The sequence below is a fragment of the Demequina zhanjiangensis genome, from assembly GCF_030418315.1.
GTDB classification, from domain to species: Bacteria; Actinomycetota; Actinomycetes; order Actinomycetales; family Demequinaceae; genus Demequina; species Demequina zhanjiangensis.
In genome coordinates this window covers 94217-113076 of record NZ_JAUHPV010000003.1, presented here as the reverse complement: position 1 = coordinate 113076, position 18860 = coordinate 94217, and the positions used below count along the sequence as shown (strand labels likewise).

Annotated in this window: 11 protein-coding genes; 2 read left to right on the top strand and 9 right to left on the bottom strand. The window is 68.2% G+C overall.

Annotated elements, in window-relative coordinates:
- Positions 1–12: 12 nt before the first annotated feature.
- From QQX04_RS05840 to QQX04_RS05815, 6 genes are all read right to left on the bottom strand, one after another.
- Positions 13–1041, bottom strand: a complete 1029-nt coding sequence (locus tag QQX04_RS05840) for a phosphate/phosphite/phosphonate ABC transporter substrate-binding protein (protein WP_301127155.1) — start codon at positions 1039–1041, stop codon at positions 13–15.
- 1 nt (position 1042) lies between these two features.
- Entirely contained in the window at positions 1043–1750 is a 708-nt protein-coding gene (locus tag QQX04_RS05835; protein ID WP_301127153.1) for an HAD family hydrolase, read from the bottom strand.
- Positions 1751–2239: 489 nt separating this feature from the next.
- The gene (gene recO / locus QQX04_RS05830) at positions 2240–2971 is read right to left on the bottom strand and encodes a DNA repair protein RecO (protein ID WP_301127151.1); all 732 of its coding nucleotides are present in this window, start codon (positions 2969–2971) and stop codon (positions 2240–2242) included.
- A gap of 53 nt (positions 2972–3024) precedes the next feature.
- Complete coding sequence (gene helR / locus QQX04_RS05825; protein WP_301127149.1) at positions 3025–5199, bottom strand: RNA polymerase recycling motor ATPase HelR; 2175 nt, start codon at positions 5197–5199, stop codon at positions 3025–3027.
- 96 nt (positions 5200–5295) lie between these two features.
- Positions 5296–5967 (bottom strand): TetR/AcrR family transcriptional regulator, encoded by a 672-nt coding sequence (locus tag QQX04_RS05820; protein WP_301127147.1) that lies wholly within the window; start codon positions 5965–5967, stop codon positions 5296–5298.
- A 106-nt stretch (positions 5968–6073) separates the two neighbouring features.
- Positions 6074–6238: a hypothetical protein gene (locus QQX04_RS05815; protein ID WP_301127145.1), complete on the bottom strand. Its 165-nt coding sequence runs from the start codon at positions 6236–6238 to the stop codon at positions 6074–6076.
- Positions 6239–6424: 186 nt separating this feature from the next.
- Between QQX04_RS05815 and QQX04_RS05810 the strand changes: the two genes are divergently transcribed.
- A complete protein-coding gene (locus tag QQX04_RS05810) occupies positions 6425–7510 on the top strand; it encodes an NAD(P)-dependent alcohol dehydrogenase (protein ID WP_301127143.1) in 1086 nt (361 codons plus the stop codon).
- 61 nt (positions 7511–7571) lie between these two features.
- Positions 7572–8315 (top strand): DUF4386 domain-containing protein, encoded by a 744-nt coding sequence (locus QQX04_RS05805; protein WP_301127141.1) that lies wholly within the window; start codon positions 7572–7574, stop codon positions 8313–8315.
- Positions 8316–8619: 304 nt separating this feature from the next.
- On the opposite strand, the gene leuA is transcribed toward QQX04_RS05805, so the two are convergent.
- The 3 genes from leuA to QQX04_RS05790 all read right to left on the bottom strand — a co-directional run bounded on the left by leuA (position 8620) and on the right by QQX04_RS05790 (position 18771).
- The gene (gene leuA, locus QQX04_RS05800; RefSeq protein ID WP_301127139.1) at positions 8620–10380 is read right to left on the bottom strand and encodes a 2-isopropylmalate synthase; all 1761 of its coding nucleotides are present in this window, start codon (positions 10378–10380) and stop codon (positions 8620–8622) included.
- A gap of 852 nt (positions 10381–11232) precedes the next feature.
- Positions 11233–17982 carry a DNRLRE domain-containing protein gene (locus tag QQX04_RS05795; RefSeq protein WP_301127138.1) on the bottom strand — a complete coding sequence of 2250 codons (6750 nt, stop codon included), beginning with the start codon at positions 17980–17982 and terminating at the stop codon, positions 11233–11235.
- Between the two features lie 216 nt (positions 17983–18198).
- Positions 18199–18771, bottom strand: coding sequence for a recombinase family protein (locus QQX04_RS05790; protein ID WP_301127136.1), 573 nt, complete (start codon positions 18769–18771; stop codon positions 18199–18201).
- Between the last annotated feature and the right edge of the window lie 89 nt (positions 18772–18860).

Sequence of the window (18860 nt, the reverse complement as noted above, 5' to 3'; positions counted from 1 at the left end):
TGAGGAGTGTCCTTACTGTCCGCTGAAGCGGGCGTTGACCTGGCGGGCCAGGTCGATCGCGGCCGCGTCGGCGGGCACCCAGTCGGTCTGGCCGAAGATGTTGCTGAGCGTGTCGGGGTCCACGTCCGCGTAGCCGTCCATCAGGTCGGTGATCTCGGCACGCAGGTCCTCGGGAAGGTCGTCGGAGAGGACGACGCCGCCGTTGGGGTACATCTCCGACAGGCCGAAGACGACGATCTTCTCGGCGAGGTCGGGCACCTCGGACTCGTCGATCGAGCTGCGGGCATCCCAGTAGGAGAAGCCGACCTCGGCGTCGCCGTTGTAGACGGCCATGATCAGGGTGTCGTTGCCGGTGACGGGCACCTGCTCCAGGTCGTCGATGCTGGTGCCGAGCTCCTCGAGCATGAGGACGGGCAGCTGATAGCCGGCCGGCGACGTGGTGTTGCCGAACGCGACCTTCGTGCCGGGCTCGATGGCACCGAGCGCATCGACAGAGACGGGTCCGACGCCGGTGTTCTCCTCGCCGGAGGCGACGCCGTTGCAGTACAGGAACGTCTGACCGCTCGCGGCGTAGGTGGCCTCGACGGGCTCGTCGGCGCAGTACTTGTCGGCGTTGTCGATGTTCGTGAAGAACTGCGACGCGTAGGACGAGGCTCCGAAGCGAACGTCCTGCAGCACGGCGTGCGCGCCGTACAGGTCCTCGGCCGCGGCGAGCGAGCCGGCGTCGGCGATGGCGATCTGCGCCTGACCCGAGCCGATCGCCTCGACGGCGGCCTGGTAGTCCTTGGTGACGACGCCGGTGACCTCGATGCCGAGCTCCTCGGTGAGGTAGTCGGTGAGCGGCGACACGGAGGTGACCAGGTCGTTGACCTGCTCGTTGGGGATCAGCGCGAGGGTGATCTCGGAGGGCCAGTCGGCCTGAGCGTCGGCCGGGGCCGAGCCGTCGGTGGTGGCGGTGGTGTCGCCGTCGGCGGTGCTGCAGCCGACCAGGGCGAGGAGCGCGACGCCGACCAGTCCGGTCGTCGTAAGGGTCTTGCGCATGCTACTGCTGCCTTTCCTGAGTGGTTCCGGTGCCGGTTGGCATCTGAGGAGCGGTCGCCTCAGCGGCCGCCCACGCTTCGAGTGAGGGGTAGAGCTCGGGGAGGGTCGCGGCGGCCATGGTGACCTGGCTCGCGTGTGCCTCCCAGGTGGCGCCGACGAGGGCCGTCGCGGCTCCCCGGGCGATGGCCGGCTCGAGGTCGTTGACGTACACGTCGCCGACGCTCATGACTGGGCCGCGCGTGAGCATCTCATCGATCACGGGGCCGAGGCCGGCAGGCTTGCGCGCGGAGCACACGCGGCTGGTGATCGCTGAGGCGCCGAGCGCCTCGAGAGCCTCGGTGATGCGCACGTCGGGCGAGTTGGTGACGAGCAGCAGATCCGCGTACTCGGCGAGCCTCGTCAGGAAGTCCTCGAGGCCCTCGGGCGCCGCGATCGGAGCGGAGTCGGTCGCGAGCTCAGCGCGGCTGGCCATGTAGCCGGCCGAGAGCGCCTCGTCGTCGGCGCCGAGCTCGACTGCCGCGGCACGGACGGCGTCGTACCCGTCGATGCGCTCCTCATCCCCCGCCTCGAACCTCGCGACAGCCTCCTCTGAGGCGGCGACGATCTCGGGGATCCCTGCGGCCTCGGCGACGCCGCGTGCGTAGGCCCATAGAGGACCGTCACCCAAGGCGAGAGTGCCGTCGAAGTCGAAGATCACGGTGGGGCGCATCTGGTCCTTTCCCGCCGCCCCTCGTGGACGACGCGTCCAGACTATGCGAGCGATATGGACGGATGGGCCACGAACAGGTGAACATCAGAAGAACACTGTGTTTCATGGGCGCCCCTGAGTGCCGCTCCACCGCGCGGCATCGGACAGTCCGAACCAATCCCGACGCCGACGGCCGCGACTCGGGACGGAGGGCGCTCCACCGCGCGGCTCCCGACAGTCCGAACCAATCCCGACGGCGACACGCCAGCGTGTCGCCGCCCCTCACGGAGTGTCGCCGGGGTGTCGCGAACCGGAGTGGTGCGAAGTGTCGGAGTCAGCGCGGCGCGCGGCGCCGGGCACAGGACGGCGCGCCACGGGGTCGACCCGCGTGCAGAGCTTCACGCACCTGTGACCCATGAGGCGCGTGCGCCTGGAGCGGAACCACATGGCGCGCTGCAGTCACGCGAGTCACAGGTGCGTGAAGAGGCGTCACGCGCCCCCGGCTGGCGCTCAGGCGCGGTCGACGAGGCCCAGCGAGCGGACCTTGCGCTCCAGGTGGAACTGCGCGTACGCGGCGATCAGCCCGGCGGACTCGCGCCGCGCGCGCTGCTCGGAGGCGTCGGCCACCGCCCAGTCGCCAGAGAGCAGCGACGAGAGCAGGACGAACGCTTCCTCGGACGGCGCGGCAGCGCCGGACGGCCTGCACTCCTCGCACGTCGCGCCACCTTCAGCGACGGCGAACGCGCGGTGAGGTCCGGGCCGGCCGCAGGACGCGCAGTCATCGAAGCTCGGCGCATAGCCCGCGATCGCGAGCGAGCGGAGCAGGAACGAGTCGAGCACCATGCCCGCCTCATGCTCCCGCCGGCTCAGCGACCCGAGAGCACCATGCAGCAGCCGGTACTGCGGGTACGCCGGCTCCTTCTCGTGGTCGACGAGCTTGTCCGCCGTCTCGACCATGGCCGTCGCCGCGGTGTACAGCGCGTAGTCCTCGGCGATGCGCCGCGCGTACGGCTCCTTGGTCTCCACCTGGCTGATGATGTCCAGGTTCCGGCCCTCGTAGAACTGGATGTCCGCGAGCATGAACGGCTCCACGCGAGCGCCCAGCCGGGACGACGTGCGCCGGACGCCCTTCGCGACGGCGCGCACCTTCCCGTGGTGACGGGTCAGCAGCGTGACGATGCGGTCCGCCTCACCCAGCTTGTGGGTGCGGAGGACGATGGCATCGTCACGATAGAGGGGCACCCGCCTATTCTCCTCCTCCGTCCGACACGAAGTCGCAGGCGCGTCGCGTCGTGTCAGGCGTCGAGCACGACGAGCCGGCTGGTGCTGCGGGTCATCGCGACGTACCTGTCGACAGCACCCGCGACGTCGTCCCCGAAGGCGGCGGGATCCACGAGCACCACCAGGTCGAACTCCAGGCCCTTCGCGAGCGCGGGGCTCAGCGAGCTGACCCGGGGCCTGGGCGCGTAGGCGGGGTCGCCGATGACGCACGCCACCCCCCTCGAGTTCTCCTGCAGCCAGCCGTCGACGATTCCGTCGAGGTCAGCGCGGGAGCCGTGCACGACCGGATGCCCACCGGCACGCACCGAGACGGGGACGTTCGCGTCGGGCAGCACCGCTTGGATCACGGGGGCAGCCTCCGCCATCACCTCCTCGGGCGTGCGGTAGTTCACGGTGAGCGGCACACGCCGCACCTTCGTGAGGCCGACGCGGGAAAGCCTGTCCTCCCAGGCCTCGGGGAAGCCGGCACGCGCCTGGGCACGATCGCCGACCACGGTGAAGCTTCCCGACGGGCATCGCCGCATGAGGCTGCGCCACTGACCGTCGGTGAGCTCCTGCGCCTCGTCCACGATGACGTGCGCGAAAGGTCCGGAGAGGTCGCCGAGGCCTGGCCCACCCTCGTCAGTGTCGAGCACGCTCATCAGGTCCTGGCCGCGAAGCATCGACATCACGCCCATCTCGGAGTCGTCCTGATCGACGAGGTCCGCCACGACGTCGTCCATGCGGGCACGCTCGGCGGCGCGCGCGGCGCGCTGACGTGCCTTGCGCGCGGGCTCGTGGGGGTCGCCGATGCGCGCACGTGCCGCATCGAGCACGGGCAGGTCTCCGTCGGTCCACCGCGCCGGTTCGTCACGCTGGAGGGACGCGACCTGGTCCGGAGTGAGCCAGGGCGCGCACATGCGCAGATAGGCGGGCACCGAGAGGAGGTCACCGACGACCTCCTGCGGGTCGAGGATCGGCCACGCTTTCCCGAGCGCGTCCCGCAGACCCTGATCGCGACCCGCAGCCCGCCTGATCTCCGCGGCACGGCTCGTGACCGAGAGCCCGTAGGCGTCGAACTCGTCGGCGTCCTCGTGATCGTCGAGGTCCTCTCCGAGCACCGCGCGCGCGACGATGTCGAGCAGGGCGGTCCACACCTCCTCGCGCGCAGCGTTGTGGGGCAGCTCCCCCGTGGGGGCCTCGAAGGCCTCGGCCCAGTCGGGGGCGACGATCCGCACCTCCGTCTCCCCTGCGTCGACCACGAGCGAATCCGTCGGCGGCTCCTCGTAGAGGCGCACTGCAGCGTCGATCGCGAGGTCCAGGTCCGCCTTGAGCCGCACGGCCTCCTGCTCCTCCGGCACCGCGTCGGCACCCTCGACCACCAGGTCCCTGTAGGTGCACGTCTGGACCGACTCCTCGCCGAGGCTGGGCAGCACGTCGGCGATGAACTCGAGGTACGGCCGATGCGGGCCGACCACCAGCACCTTGCCGCCCTGCGCCCTGAGGCGCGCGTCGGAGTAGTTGAGGAAGGCGGCGCGGTGCAGAGCGACCACGGTCTTGCCCGTGCCGGGCCCGCCGTCGACGACGAGGACTCCGCTGGAGTCTGCCCTGACGATGGCGTCCTGATCCGACTGGATGGTCGCAAGGACGTCGCGCATCCGCGTCGTGCGGCTCTCGCCCAGTGAGGCGAGGAGCGCCGAATCGTCGTCGAGAGCCGCGTCGTCCGCGACGGCAGTGCCGTTGACGGCCTCGTCCCAGTGGTCGACGATGCGGCCGCCCCTCCACCGGAAGCGACGCCGGGTCACCACCCCCATGGGGTGCGCGGCCGTCGCGCCGAAGAACGGTTCGGCCGCGCCCGACCGCCAGTCGTAGAGAAGGCGGGCACCCTGGGCATCGGTCAGGCCCAGGCGGCCGATGTAGACGGCGCCACCGTCGTCGGTCGTGAAGCGCCCGAGGCACAGCTCGGCGCCGTACCGCTCGAGCGCGCGGAGACGACGCCCCAGGTACTGCACCGTCTGCTCGCGCTCGACGGCGCCCTGCCATGCGCCTCCACCCTGCTCGAACTCGGCGGCGAGACGCGACCGCAAGTCCGCGACATGCCAGTCGAGCGCGTCGCGCACCTTCACAAGGTGGGCTTCGTCAGCCTCGACGGCAGCGGGGTCGGCCTTGTGAGCAGGATGGGACTCGAGGTCGAAGATCGGTGCTGACACGTACGCTCCGGGGGTCTTGGCGGCATCCCGTCGGGCGGCGGGAGCATGCGATTGTCCCTCCGGACGGGGGCCTTGCGGCAAGTCCCCCTACGGCGGCTACTCTGAAGGTGAGGCGACGGCATCCTCGAGCCCGTCGAGGATCATGTCGAGCCCCACGTCGAACGACGCCCCGAACGAGTAGTCGGGTTGCGCGACGTGCTCCATCGCAAGCCTCGTCATCTGCGGGTACTCGCCGGACGCGAAGACGTGCGCGATCTCCTCGGCCACCTCCGCGAGCCCCTCCTGCTCCCCCTGGCCGGGCAGGCTGGCCTCCTCGATGGCGAATCCGTAGACGTAGCTGTCGAGGATCGCGTAGCCGTGGGCCATGAACGGGAGCGGCAGCCCGCCGCGGTCGAGCGTGGCGAGCATCGCCTCATGATGCCGGAGCAGCTCTGGCCCCGGCGACCTCCTCGATTCAAGCAGTGGCACGGCCCAGGGATGCTTCACCAGGACGGTGCGCGCGGAGCGGCAGCGCGTGCGGATCGCCTCACGCCACTCGAGGTCCTCGGGCGGGAGCGCCATCTCGGAGAACACTCGCTCGACCATGAGATCGAGCAGCGTCTCCTTGCCGTCGACGTGGTGGTAGAGCGTCATGGGCTTGCTGCCGAGCTCCGACGCGAGCGCGCGCATGGTGAGCGCCTCGACGCCGTCCCGATCTGCGAGCTCCATGGCCGCATCGATGATGCGCTCCTTGGACAGCTTCGCGCGGGGCGCTGGGTCGGCGGCCATGACGGCTCCTTCGGTCGGTCGCGGGCGGTGGATCTGATCAAGTCTCACAGATGGAGGGGCGGCGGCTGCCGTCGGTCGAGTGCGTGTCGGACGGCAGCCGGCCCGCTCAGTACGTGGCGGAGGACATCGCGGCGATGCCGTATCCGAGGAGAGCGACCATCCCGCCCGAGCTGAGCATCAGCATGGAGAGGATCGCGGGGATCGCGTACCAGGGGTACTCCTTCTTCTGCGCGGGAGCGGCGGCGATGGACTGGGTGGCGGTGCTGGACATGTGCGTTCTCCTTCAGTGAGTGGTACTTAGTACGACATCGAGGCTAGACGTACTAAGTACGACTGTCAACACCCCTGGCAGAATGTCTATTTCTGCGATTCGGCTTGACTATCGTACTAAGTACGCCTAGCGTTCATCGTGGCAGACGTACTAAGTACGACAACACCAGATCCCGGGGAGGGAACCATGAACGCCAGCACCACCGCCACCGCAGCCACCTCGGCCGCATCGATCGCCGCCGCGGCATCCGCCTCGCACGGCTCCACCGACCGCACTCCGACCGCGACCATGCGCGCCGCAGTCCAGCGCGCCTACACCGGTCCCGAGCAGATCCACCTCGACACCGTCCCGATGCCCCAGCCCGGTGAGGGCGAGGTCCTGCTCGAGGTCCACGCCGCCGGCGTCGACCGCGGCGTGTGGCACCTGGCCACCGGCCGTCCGTTCGTCATCCGCATGATCGGCTTCGGCCTCCGTCGGCCCAAGCAGCCCGTCCAGGGCTCGGACGTCGCGGGCGTCGTCAAGGCCATCGGTGCGGGCGTCACGCGCTTCGCCGTCGGCGACGGGGTCTTCGGCAGCGCCGACGGCACGTTCGCCGAGTTCGCAGTCGCCAAGGAGGAGCGCCTCGCGGCGAAGCCCACACGCACCTCGATGGTCGAGGCGAGCGCGCTGCCCGTCTCCGGCGTCACCGCCATGCAGGCGGTCGTGGACTCTGCGCAGGTCGAGGCCGGCCAGCGCGTGCTCGTCCTCGGTGCCTCAGGCGGCGTCGGCTCGTACGCCGTGCAGATCGCCGTCGCGGCAGGCGCCCACGTCACCGGTGTCGCGTCAGCAGCGAAGGCCGACCTGGTGACGGAGCTCGGCGCCGAGCGCGTCCTCGACTACCGCACCACGGACGTCACCACGCTTCAGGAGGAGTTCGACGTCATCATCGACACCGGCGGCCTCACCCCGCTGCGTCGGCTGCGCCGCATCCTCTCCCCCACCGGCGCGCTCGTGATCGTCGGCGGCGAGGGCGGCGACTCCCTGATCGGCGGCTCCGGCCGCTCGCTCGTCGCGCCGCTCGTCTCGCTGTTCAGCAAGCAGCGCCTCATGGGCCTCATGTCCGCCACCACCGCGGTGCGCCTCAACCGTCTCGCCGCGCTCGTCGAGCAGGGAGACGTGCGCGCCGCCATCCACCGCACCTACCCGCTCGACCGCGCGTCGGACGCCGTCTCCGACCTGGCCGACGGCCGCGTCGCCGGCAAGGCCGTCGTCACCGTCCGCGACGCCCACTGACCGCCACAGCAGGCACAAGACCTACAGACCACAGCATCGTCCCCACACTGGAGAACCTCTCATGACCACTCGCAACGAACTCGCCCCCGCCACGGCCGCGCGCCTCGCCGGCGTCGGCTACATCGCCATCGTGCTGCTCGCGATGAGCGCCAACTTCCTGGTCCGCAACCAGCTCGTCATCCCCGACGACCCGGCCATGACCATGAGCAACATCGCGGAGAACGCGACCACCTTCCGCTTCGGGATCGCAGGCTTCGCGGCGATCGCCATGATCGACATCGGCATCGCCTGGGCGCTCCACGTCCTGCTGCGGGGCACCGGTGAGCGCCGCTCGCTCCTCGCCGCGTGGCTGCGCGTCGCCTACACGGTGGCGTTCATCCCGGCGATCACCTTCATGGTCCTCGCGCTTCAGCTCTCGGTCGGCGGCGACGCCGTGGCCGGGCTCGACGCAGGCCAGAGGGAGGCGTGGACCGGGCTCGCCATGGAGGCCTTCGACATCACGTGGCTGCTCGCGCTCGTGGCGTTCGGCCTGCACCTGATCGTCCTGGGCCGCATCCTTGTCGCCTCGCGCATCGGACCGCGCCCGCTCGGCATCGGCCTGTGGATCGCGGGCGGCGCCTACATCGCCGACACCTTCGCCCACCTCCTGATGGCCAACTACGCCGACTTCGGCGGCGCGTTCCTCGCGATCGTCGCCACGGCATCCATCGTCACCGAGGTGTGGTTCACGATCTGGCTCCTGGTCCGCGCACCGCGGACGGTGGCCACCCTCCCCGGCAAGGAGCCGGAGCTCGTCGCCGCCTGACGCGGAGACGACAGCGCCCCGTCGGCCCTCTTCTTGAGGGTCGACGGGGCGTTCTGCTGCGCGCCGTGCGCCCTGGCATCGCATGGGTGCCGGTCTTGATGCCGATATCGGCACTCATGCGATGCCAGGGCGCTTCAGGCCGGCGGGCGCCGCGGGAGGTGGCGCGCAGCGCGACGAGCGGAGAAGAGGAATGAGGACGCGCCGGGTTCCACCATGGTCGATGGTCACCCCCGGCGCGTCCGGTCCCGACCCCGCGTCCCCTGTGGTCGACAGGCTGGCGTGGCTCGGCCGGGACGCCGCAGCGTTACCGCGCCTGGCGGTTCACCGCGGAGATGATGGCCTTCAGCGTGGCCGTGGTGATGGAGGGGTCGATGCCGACGCCCCAGAAGATCTCATCGCCGATGTGGCACTCCACGTAGGCAGCCGCGCGGGCGTCGCCGCCGGCGGTGAGCGCGTGCTCGGCGTAGTCGAGCACCTCGACCTTGACGCCGCGGGTTCCGAGCGCGGAGACGAACGCGTCGACGGGCCCGTTGCCGTCGCCCTCGATCGTCACCTCGTCGCCGTTGTCCACGACGTCGGCAGCGAGGGTGTCGGGACCGGCGTCGGACGACGACGTCCGGGTGCCCTGGAGCGCGAACCGGCCCCACTGGCTCTCGGGATCGGGCGACGGCAGATACTCGTCCTCGAAGATCTTCCACAGCGCGTCGGCGGTCATCTCGACGCCGAGCTCGTCAGCGTGGTGCTGGACGACGCGGGAGAACTCGATCTGCAGGCGGCGCGGGAGGTCGAGATGACGCTCCGACTTGAGCAGGTACGCGACGCCGCCCTTGCCCGACTGCGAGTTGACGCGGATGACGGCCTCGTACGAGCGGCCCACGTCCTTCGGATCGATCGGCAGGTACGGCACGGCCCAGACCAGGTCGTCGACTCCCACGCCCTTCTTGGCCGCCTTGTCCTCCATCGCCTCGAGGCCCTTCTTGATGGCGTCCTGGTGGGAGCCGGAGAAGGCGGTGAAGACCAGGTCGCCGCCCCACGGGTGGCGGGGGTGCACGTCGATCTGGTTGCAGTACTCGACGGTGCGGCGTACCTCGTCGATGTCCGAGAAGTCGATCTCCGGGTCGATGCCCTGGCTGAACAGGTTCATGCCGAGCGTCACCAGGTCCACGTTGCCGGTGCGCTCGCCGTTGCCGAACAGGCAGCCCTCGATGCGATCCGCACCGGCCATGTAGCCCAGCTCGGCTGCCGCGATCGCGGTGCCGCGGTCGTTGTGCGGGTGCAGGCTCAGCACCACCGAGTCGCGGTAGTCCAGGTGGCGGTTCATCCACTCGATCGAGTCGGCATACACGTTCGGAGTCGCCATCTCGACGGTGGCGGGCAGGTTGATGATCACCTTGCGGTCGGGCGTCGGCTTCCACACGTCCAGCACCGCGTTGGAGACGCGGACCGCGTACTCGAGCTCGGTACCCGTGTACGACTCGGGGCTGTACTCGTAGAAGACCTTCGTCTCCGGGATGGTCTCCTCGTACTTCTGGCACAGCATCGCGCCGTGCGTCGCGATGTCGAGGATCTCGTCCTCGTTCGCCCGGAAGACGACCTCGCGCTGCAGGATCGACGTGGAGTTGTACAGGTGGACGATCGCCTGCTTCGCGCCCTTGATGGACTCGTAGGTGCGCTCGATCAGGTGCTCTCGCGCCTGGGTGAGGACCTGGATCGTGACGTCGTCGGGGATCCGGTCCTCTTCGATCAGCTTGCGCACGAAGTCGAAGTCGGTCTGGCTGGCCGACGGGAAGCCGACCTCGATCTCCTTGTAGCCCATGCGGACCAACAGGTCGAACATGCGGAGCTTGCGCTCGGCGTTCATCGGCTCGATCAGCGCCTGGTTGCCGTCGCGCAGGTCGACGGCGCACCACCGCGGCGCCTTGTCGATCACGTTGGACGGCCACGTACGGTCGGGCATGTCCACACGGATCTGCTCGTGGAACGGCTGATACTTGTGGATCGGCATCCGCGACGCCTTCTGGTCGCCGCCGGTGTAATGCTCAGAAGTGGTCTGCTCGCTTGTCATGTCGCTTCTCTCAGGGTCTCGACTCGTCGGTGGGCCGGCACACGAACCGCCGCGACGAGGAGCCAGCCTGTTCTAGGCCTCGTCGCGGCAGCTAAGAAGCAGCGAGCGTGCACGCATACGGCCACCATAGCGCACTGGATGCGGAGCGCTACCCCGTCATCGATGGGTGCGCTCCCGGACCTCAGTGCTTCGGGCGGCTGGGGGGGCTCGCTGCCCCGTGCCCGCAAGCGCTGCGAGGCGGACATATTCTCAATTATCGGCGTTTCGTCGATGCGCGCGCTCACGCATCTCCGGGGTGCAACGAGTCATGGGTTCCACCCTTGTCGACCAGGCGGAACGAGACTCGGGCCAGTTCACGTCGAAGGAAACTCCTCGCCTCAGTCCAGGCGCCCGGGTCCCGAGGGGAGCTCGAGGAGGCTTCTGAGCATGCGGACGCGACGCTTGGTCGTTGCGTATGAAGCCACTGTCAACCTGCAGGGACGGCCGCGCCGGCCTGAGCTTGCGAACGTCAATGTCGCCCACACCCGTGAGTCCTGGTATGTGTTCACGAATCCGTCGTAGGGAATGTACGCGATGCTTAGATCAGATTCCACGTCATACTTCCGCGTACGAAGCCAGTCACGGACGACAAGTTGACCGCTGCGGTCACGCCAAACACCCCCGACCGCGCCACGTCCGATCACCGCAGCCGAGCATCCAATCGCAACGACGAACCAGCCGGGCCAGGCATCGGTTTCGATCACTCCGCCCGCGCAGGCGAGCCCGATCATTGCGAGCATCGCCACAAACGCCCAACCGATTGGGCCGGTGCGCACGAGGTGAGCACTTCGTAGAATTGAAATCACCCTAGTCCTACCAGTTGACCCTCTCGCTGACGCTGTAGCCGACAACTAAGTCAGCCTTCCACGCAACGCTCCTAAACGTTCGATCGTAGCGCGTCATGTACCTTCGGCTGCCGATCCCATTCCGCACGATTGCACGCGAGAACGATCCTCGAAAGCCTGCAGCGCCCCGCAGAACGGCAGTCTTGGCCAGCTTTCCTGCAACACCCCCGGCAACTGCTGCGACCGCCGTGACGGCCGCTTCCTTCCACCTCCCCTGACGCGCGTAAGCGGCCGCATATACGCCGTTGCACACGTTGCCGACGATGCCCCACGCGAGTGAACACGCCGCCCCAATTCGCTTGCCCCATTTGCTATCGGTCAACCATTTCGAGGCAGTTCCGGTGGCCTTCCAGACCGCCTTTGCGCCCTTCTTGATCTTGGACCACCAGGATTTGCCTGAGGTGTCGTATTTGTTGATGGGGTCTTGGGGGTAGGTGTAGGCGGTGGTGTTGCCGCCGGGGACGGGGTCGACGGAGGTGAATTGTCCGGTGACGGGGTTGTACAGGCGGACTCCCATGAGCATGAGTCCGGTGGTGTCGGTGGCGCGTTCCTTGGCGCCGATCCATCCGTAGGTGATGGCTCCGGTGTCGGGGTCGGTCATCCCGGTGAGTGGGTTGCCGTATTCGTCGAAGTCGGAGTAGCCGCCGATGGCCTCGATCGTGTCGTCCGAAGCGACTGTGAGGGGTAGTGCGATGTCGCCGTGGATGTCGGACAGTTGGATCTGCGCGATGCCGTTGGTGATGGTGATTCCGAGGTCGCCTCCGAGCGACGATCCGTACCAGGAGGTGGTCTGCTCGCCGGTGGTGTCGGTGGAGATGGCCCAGGCTGGGTTGTCTGAGCTGTCGGTGTAGTGGCGCACCAGGGTGGTCGTGCCCGAGCTCGACGTGGTCGTCGCGGTCGCACGCCGTTGCAGGGCGTCCAGGCTGTAGCTGGTGGTGACACCGTTTTGGGTCAGGGATGCGGCGAGGTCGTTGTCGTAGTAGCCGATCTGCAGGTCGCCTGCCGCGGCTCCTGCGGGGGTGTCGGCGGCGGGGATGAGCGTCTGCCGGCCGAGTGCGTCGTACACGTATGCGTCGGTCGTGTTCGCGGCGTACTGGATGCGGTCCGCGTCGTCGTACACCCACGCGTCTGTCTCGCCGGTGCCGGCGCTGACACACGCGCCGTCGGTGCCGGAGATCCCGGTGGTGCGGGCAAGACGGTTGCCGCGCTTATCGAACGTGTAGGCGCGGGTGGCGCAGGCGGTGACGTCGCCGGCCTCGGGGTCGGTGTTGACGCTGGCGCCGATGCCGGCGGTGCGGTCCGTGACCTCGACGAGCCGTCCTGCCATGTCGTAACTGTAGGTGCGGTTGTACTCCGACACGGCCTCGGGACTCACGCCCGCGCTGGGAGTGGATTCGGCGACCACGCGCCCATACAGGTCCAGCTGCTGACTCCACGCGATCAGCGGGACGGTCTCGCCAGCGGTGTCGACACCGGAGTACGCCAGCCCGATCGTGTGTCCGGTGCGGGTGTACGTGGTGGTCTGGGTCAGGTTGCCGGGCATGGTCTGCACGGTCATGTTCCCGCCCGCGTCGAACGCTGCGGTGAACGTGTAGGTCGGGTAGGTGCCGGTGGTCTCGTCGAACGTGTCCGACGTGATCGTCATCGCGGTGGGAAGGCCGCGATGTTCGTCGTTTCCTGCCGCGTCGGTGCCGTCGTACGTGTACTCGGTGCGTTGCACGCCGTCGTCGACGGTGCCGGTACGGCCGTGCGAGTCGTAGGTGGTGGTGGTGACGGCGCCGTCGGTGTCGGTGTAGGTCACGGTGCGACCCCACAGGTCGTAGCCGGTCGACACGGTCGAGGTGATGGTGTCGGTCGCGTCCACGGCGTGGGTGTCGGTCAGCAGCCCCGTCGTCTCGTCGTAGACGTACGTGGTCGTCTCGAGCGGCTGCGAGTCAGCAAGGCCCGTCGTGGCGGTCGAGGACGTGAGGATCCGTCCGTCGGCGGTGTAGGTCGTGTCGGTGGTGCGGGTGACCGCGTCGAGGGTCTCGACGGTTGTCTTGGCTGCCAGCAGCATCGAGTACGCGGTGGTGCGCGCCTCTGGGACCGCCGGGTCCGCCTCTGCGGTCTTGATGACACAGGTCAGTCCAGCCCACTGCGGCGTGTTGCCGCAGGCGGCGTCGTCGGTGTTGGCCCCTGCCGTGTAGTACACGGTCAGCTCGGTGCCCGCGTCAGTGCCGTCGGATCCGGGTTGGCGGGTCTCGACGATGCGGCCCAGGCTGTCGTAGCGGGTGAGGGTGGTGATGTTGTCTGCCGGCGAGTCCATCACGGTCGTGGTGGTGGTGGCTGCGGACAGGATCCAGCCCGACGTGTCCGACGTCGCCGTGGCGGCGTCGATCGGGTCGTAGCCGGTCTCGGTACGCGACAGCAGCGTCTCGCCGGCGATGTCGGGCGAGACGATGCCCCAGCCGCCGTCTGTGGCGGCCGCTTCGGTTTCGGTCACGGTGGTGACGAGGTTGAACTTCTGTCCGGTGCGGGGGTTGATGCCGCCGTTGGGGGCGTCCTCGTCGTACGTGTACTGGGTGTGGATACGGGTGCGCTGCCCGTCCTCACCGTCCTCGGCCGGCGCCCACGTGTCCGTCACGAGGGTGCCTGCCGGCACCAGCACGGTGCCCGCGGTGATGGTAGCGCCGCTCTCGGAGCCGTCATCCCACGTCAGGTCCGTGGTGGCGGTGATGTCGGTGGCGTTGTAGTTGGTGAGGGTCGCGACAGCGTTGACCTCTGCGGCTGGCACCGTCTGTCCGTCGATGAGGGCGGACTGGTCGATGAGGTAGGCGGTCGCTGCCGGATCGAGGCTGCGCACGATCCGTCCGCCGTCGTCGTACTCGTCGGCGGTGTACTGCCATGCGCCGGCGCCGTAGCTGGCGGTGTTGACGGTGTAGCCCTCGTCGTCGGTGAACTGGAAGTCTCCGTCCAGCCACTGGGCGGCATTGACCGTGGCCGGGTCGGAGCTGCCGGGGTCGTCGCCTTGGGCGAAGACCGCAAACCCTCGTGTCGGGGTGCGGGACTGGCCCCACGCGTGCTGTGCGGCTGCCACGTCGGGGCTTCCCGACGGCATGGCGGTCGCATCCAGGCCGTACACGAAGCGTGACACGACCGTGGTGGCGGCATTGTCGGTCGCGCCTTCACGGGTGACGGCCAGCACCGAGTCGTTGCCTTGGCTCGACGTGCCGTAGGAGATGCCCCATGCGGCAAGCCCGGCTGGAGTGACCGACGTGAGCGTCGGAACGCCGGCATCGGTGAGGTCGCCGTAGCCGTAGACGACGTTCAGCCCTGAGCGGGGGTCGGTGACGGAGGTGAGGTAGCCGTCGCTGTTGTAGCCGTAGCGGGCGACGACGGTGTCATCCATCGCCTCCGCGGCGGTGTCCCAGGTGTGGAACGTCGCTTCGCTGACACGACCTGCGTATGCGTTGGTGGCAGCATTCGTGGCGGTGTAGTAGTCGATGGTGAGGTACCGGCATCCTGCCTCGACCGGTGTGGCCGAGCAGGTGACGCCCTCGGGTACGGGGGCGAGGATCTGCGTGATGCGGCCCTGTTCGTCGTGGGAGAACGTCGTCTTGCCTGACGCGGCAGGCTCGGTGATCGACTTGGCGACCCACTTCCCTGCCTCGAGGTGTTCCCAGGTGGTGGTCACGCCCAGGTCGTCGACCATCGTCAGCACCGCATCAGTGCCCTGACCGGTGATCGACACTGTGAAGCCCAATGCGGCGGTGTCGTCGTCGAACGGCTCATAGGTCCCGTTCATCTGTGCGGTGTTGCCGCCGCCTGGCTGGACGTACAGCAGGTAGGAGCCGTCGACGTCTTGGAAGGCGAGCACGCCGTCGTCGCCGGTGGAGTCCACCACCGTCAAGCCCGCCTGTCCCAGATCCGAGCCCTCGAACGATGCCGTCCAGCCCGGACCGAACACGGAGGTCTCGGTGCCGCCTGCGAAGGAGTTGTAGCTGCGCGACAGGGACATCGTGCCGGTGTAGGCCGGCACCTCGAGGTCGGTGACGGCGGTGTTGAACTCGCCAGTCCACAACGCCACCTGGCCAGGCCCTGCCGTCGCGGTGGGGAAGCCGCCGCCGAAGGCGTGCGGGATCACGATTACGGAGGTGTGCGTGTCGTCGTCCTGCCAGGTGCATCGCGTCGTCAACGGGTTGTCATCGCCGTCGAGGTAGGTGAAGCACACCTGCACGTCGATGCGGTTGGGGACGCGTTCCTTGCCGGCCGGTACTGACGCCGAGGCCGCCCACGTGTACTCGACCTTCGGGTCGACGCCAGCCGCTACGGGGTCGAGCTGCTCGACCTCGATCCAGTCGGTGTTCACGCCAGTGCCGTCGGTGTAGTCCACATCGACGTCGGTTCCTGCCACGCGCGCATACACGGTGCGCTCGACCGAGCCCTCGGTGCCCTTGGGGGCGGTGGCTACGACCGGTGCGTTGCCTGTCGTGGTGTAGTTCGCGTTCGGTGCGGAGATCCCCACTGATCCCACGCCGTACTCGGCCTCGTCCTCGGAACCGGGGTTGCCGGCGCGGTCGATCGCGCGGGCCCACACCTGGTGGCCGCCCTTGGTCACAGGTAGCGCGATCGACGCGGTGCCCGCCACTGCGGTCACCGTCTGCGTCGCTCCCCCATCGATCGTGTACTCGAAGCTGACAGCATCGGTTGCGGTCAGCGTCGCGGACGCGTTGGCTGGTGGCGTCTCGATCCACTGGTCCTCGGTGACACCTGTCGTGTCGATCGCCGTCACGCCGGGCGGATCGGTATCGACCACGATGGTCCAGGTGGGTTCGTTGGCGGACTTGGAGTCCACGGAGCCGTCGTTGGCGACCGCTGAGACCGAGTACGTCTTGTCGTTCGTCAATGCCGGCGACTCGTATTCCGACCGCAGACCAGACTTGACCGACGAGCCCGACGCCAGCGACTTGAAGGTCGTGGATCCCTGCATGATCGTGAAGCGGGCCTTCACCAGGCCGCCGTCAGGGTCCGACACCTTCGCAGACAGGATCGGCGTGGTGTCGTTGATGTAGTACGTCGTGCCCGACGCGGGCGTGACACCGTTGACCTGGAGCGTCGACGGCTTGCTGGGATAGCGGTTGTACACCACCTTCAGCACCGGCTTGTTAGTTGCCGCGTTGCCGGAGTTGAACTTCTTCCAATACGTGTTGTCGGTCTCCGAGCTCGCCTTGATGCCGATGCCCTTGCCCGTGGTGGTGCCCTTGGCCCAGTTCGCGGCCAACGTCGTCACGTCCGCGCTGACCCAGCCGTCGGCACACGACGACGAGTAGCCCTTCGTGGTCGACACGGTCGCGTACCTGTCGTAGAAGCTCGGCTTGGTGTCCCACCGCGTCGACGAGGACGTCAACGACGTCGACCACACCTCCCACGACCTTGCCGTGCACGACCACGAGTGGAAGTTCCACAGCTTCAACTCTGCGGAGATCACCTCAGTGCCCAGGATCGGCATCACGTTCGCGTTGATGTAGGACCGGTACTTCGACGTTCCCGAATCCCACGTGCCGATCAGCAGATCCGTCTGCGTTGAACGGTCCGTGTCCCACGCGGTGGACAGATACGTGTCGAACGACAAAGAGAGGTTCACCGACGGGTCGATCACGACGGGGAACACGTCACCAGAATCGAATGGCACATCGTCGGCGTCAATCGAGACCGTGCCGGCATCGCCGGCCACATCGAACTGGGCGGGCACCTCCACCTCGACAGGCAGCGCGTTCACGTCCGCCAGCGACGGCGAACCCGATGGCGATGCTGACGGTGATGGTGGGGCAGACGCCGAAGCGCCGACCTCGGGCTCGGGAGCCATCTGCGCCACCGGCACGGTGCGAAGCGCGTCGTTGTCAGCGTCCCAGGCAAGCACCTCGGACACCTGGACGAGTTCCTCGCCGTCCTCACTGGTGCCCGTCAACGTCTCACCGTCAGTCGTCAGATCGACATCCTCGGAGTCGAACTGCAGCGACAGCGTCTCGGCGCGGTCCAGGGCCGCTGCGGTCTTGGCGACGAAGAACTGCTCATAGCCGGTGGCGGTGACGTAGAACACGAGGTCGATTCCCGGCTCCACGTCGACATAGCGGATCGCGTCGTCCGCGGCGATCGGGTCGGGAAGCGTGCCGTCCCACCACAGGGTGAACTCGCCGCCTTCGGCATCGGTGCCGGTCACCAGTGCGGTGTGGCCCTTGCTTGCACCGGAGAAGATCAGGTTTGCCGGATGCGCGCCAGGCCTGTACGAACCGTCCGACCACGACACCAGCTCGGTATCGAGAGCCTCCCAACCCTCTTCCGTGGTGGGGTCCTCACCGGTGGCGACCCACTCGGGACCGGCGAACATCTCACTGCGCCACAGCCCGTCGGGTAGCGCGAACGTCTGCGACGTCTCGGTGCGCTGCGACAGATCCTCGACAGCCTCGTCCTTCAGCACCGCGAGCATGGATGCGGAGATCGCATCGGGAGCCGTCAAGCCGTTCCAAGCGCCCTGCTCGGTCCAGTCGACCTCGTCTGCGCCCTCCGCGGCGAAAGCGCCACCCTCGCTCACGCCAAGCGCGGCGAACGCGGCCACCACAGTGATCGCGGCCGTGCGCACCCCGCGCGTCCAGCCGCCGTTGATGTATGCGGAAGAAAGAGAGAACGCCACAGCGATCCAGCCCCACAGCCCCCAGGAACGCGCATGCGCGTCCGACACAGCGGAACTGGCACCCCGCCAACCGCCGCCCCGTAGCCGCCAACATCGGCAACACTCCCGCTCGTGGGCTGGCAGATATTTAGCAGAACCAGAACCGAAAACGCAAGCCAGATGCGACACACCCCACCGCGTATCGGCGCGACCGAGCGCCCATCGCCGACACCAAGCCGGCTGCTGCTGCCCTTTCGCCGACAGCCCGGCTTGGAGCAGGCGACCTCACTCGGGATCGCGTGACAGCGCGCGGGACACCGACGACTTTCCCACCCCCAACACCGCCGCGATGTGCGCCAGCGACTGCCCGCCACTACGCATCTTCTTCGCGGCAGCGACACGTTCGGGAGTCATCACCGTGGGACGCCCCCCGACACGACCCTGGGAACGGGCATGAGCCAGACCACGCATCGTGTTCTCCCGAATCGTCGCCACCCGCAACTGAGCAAGCACCGCCATGATCCCCACGATCGCCTCACCCATCGGCGTCGACGTGTCGACATCCAGGAACGGCTCCGTCAAGCTGCGCAGACGGATCCCACGCGCACCAAGGTCCCGGATGATCTCGATCGCCAGCCTCTCCGAGCCCGCCACACGATCCAAGGCCCGCACCAGCAACGTGTCACCCCCGCGCAGATAGTCAAGGCACGCATCCCACTGCGGACGCGACGCCATCCGACTCGACTCACCATGATCGACAAACACCCGCACCGCACCCGCAGCCTCAAGCTCCGCCTCCTGCGACTGCGGATTCTGCTCACGCGTCGACACCCGCGCATACCCGATCACATTGCCCATCACGCCACTCCCCCCACTCCCCCGCATACCCGCCACATCGGGACCAGAAACGGTCACTCCACAGTAACGGGCCACCAGCATTTCGGACC

What these genes read in the sequence shown, in the direction of transcription:
- QQX04_RS05840 (WP_301127155.1), bottom strand. Translation starts at nt 1,041, where the DNA reads ATGCGCAAGACCCTTACGACGACCGGACTGGTCGGCGTCGCGCTCCTC.
- QQX04_RS05805 (WP_301127141.1), top strand. Translation starts at nt 7,572, where the DNA reads ATGACCACTCGCAACGAACTCGCCCCCGCCACGGCCGCGCGCCTCGCC.
- QQX04_RS05820 (WP_301127147.1), bottom strand. Translation starts at nt 5,967, where the DNA reads ATGGCCGCCGACCCAGCGCCCCGCGCGAAGCTGTCCAAGGAGCGCATC.
- QQX04_RS05810 (WP_301127143.1), top strand. Translation starts at nt 6,425, where the DNA reads ATGAACGCCAGCACCACCGCCACCGCAGCCACCTCGGCCGCATCGATC.
- QQX04_RS05790 (WP_301127136.1), bottom strand. Translation starts at nt 18,771, where the DNA reads ATGGGCAATGTGATCGGGTATGCGCGGGTGTCGACGCGTGAGCAGAAT.
- QQX04_RS05835 (WP_301127153.1), bottom strand. Translation starts at nt 1,750, where the DNA reads ATGCGCCCCACCGTGATCTTCGACTTCGACGGCACTCTCGCCTTGGGT.
- leuA (WP_301127139.1), bottom strand. Translation starts at nt 10,380, where the DNA reads ATGACAAGCGAGCAGACCACTTCTGAGCATTACACCGGCGGCGACCAG.
- QQX04_RS05815 (WP_301127145.1), bottom strand. Translation starts at nt 6,238, where the DNA reads ATGTCCAGCACCGCCACCCAGTCCATCGCCGCCGCTCCCGCGCAGAAG.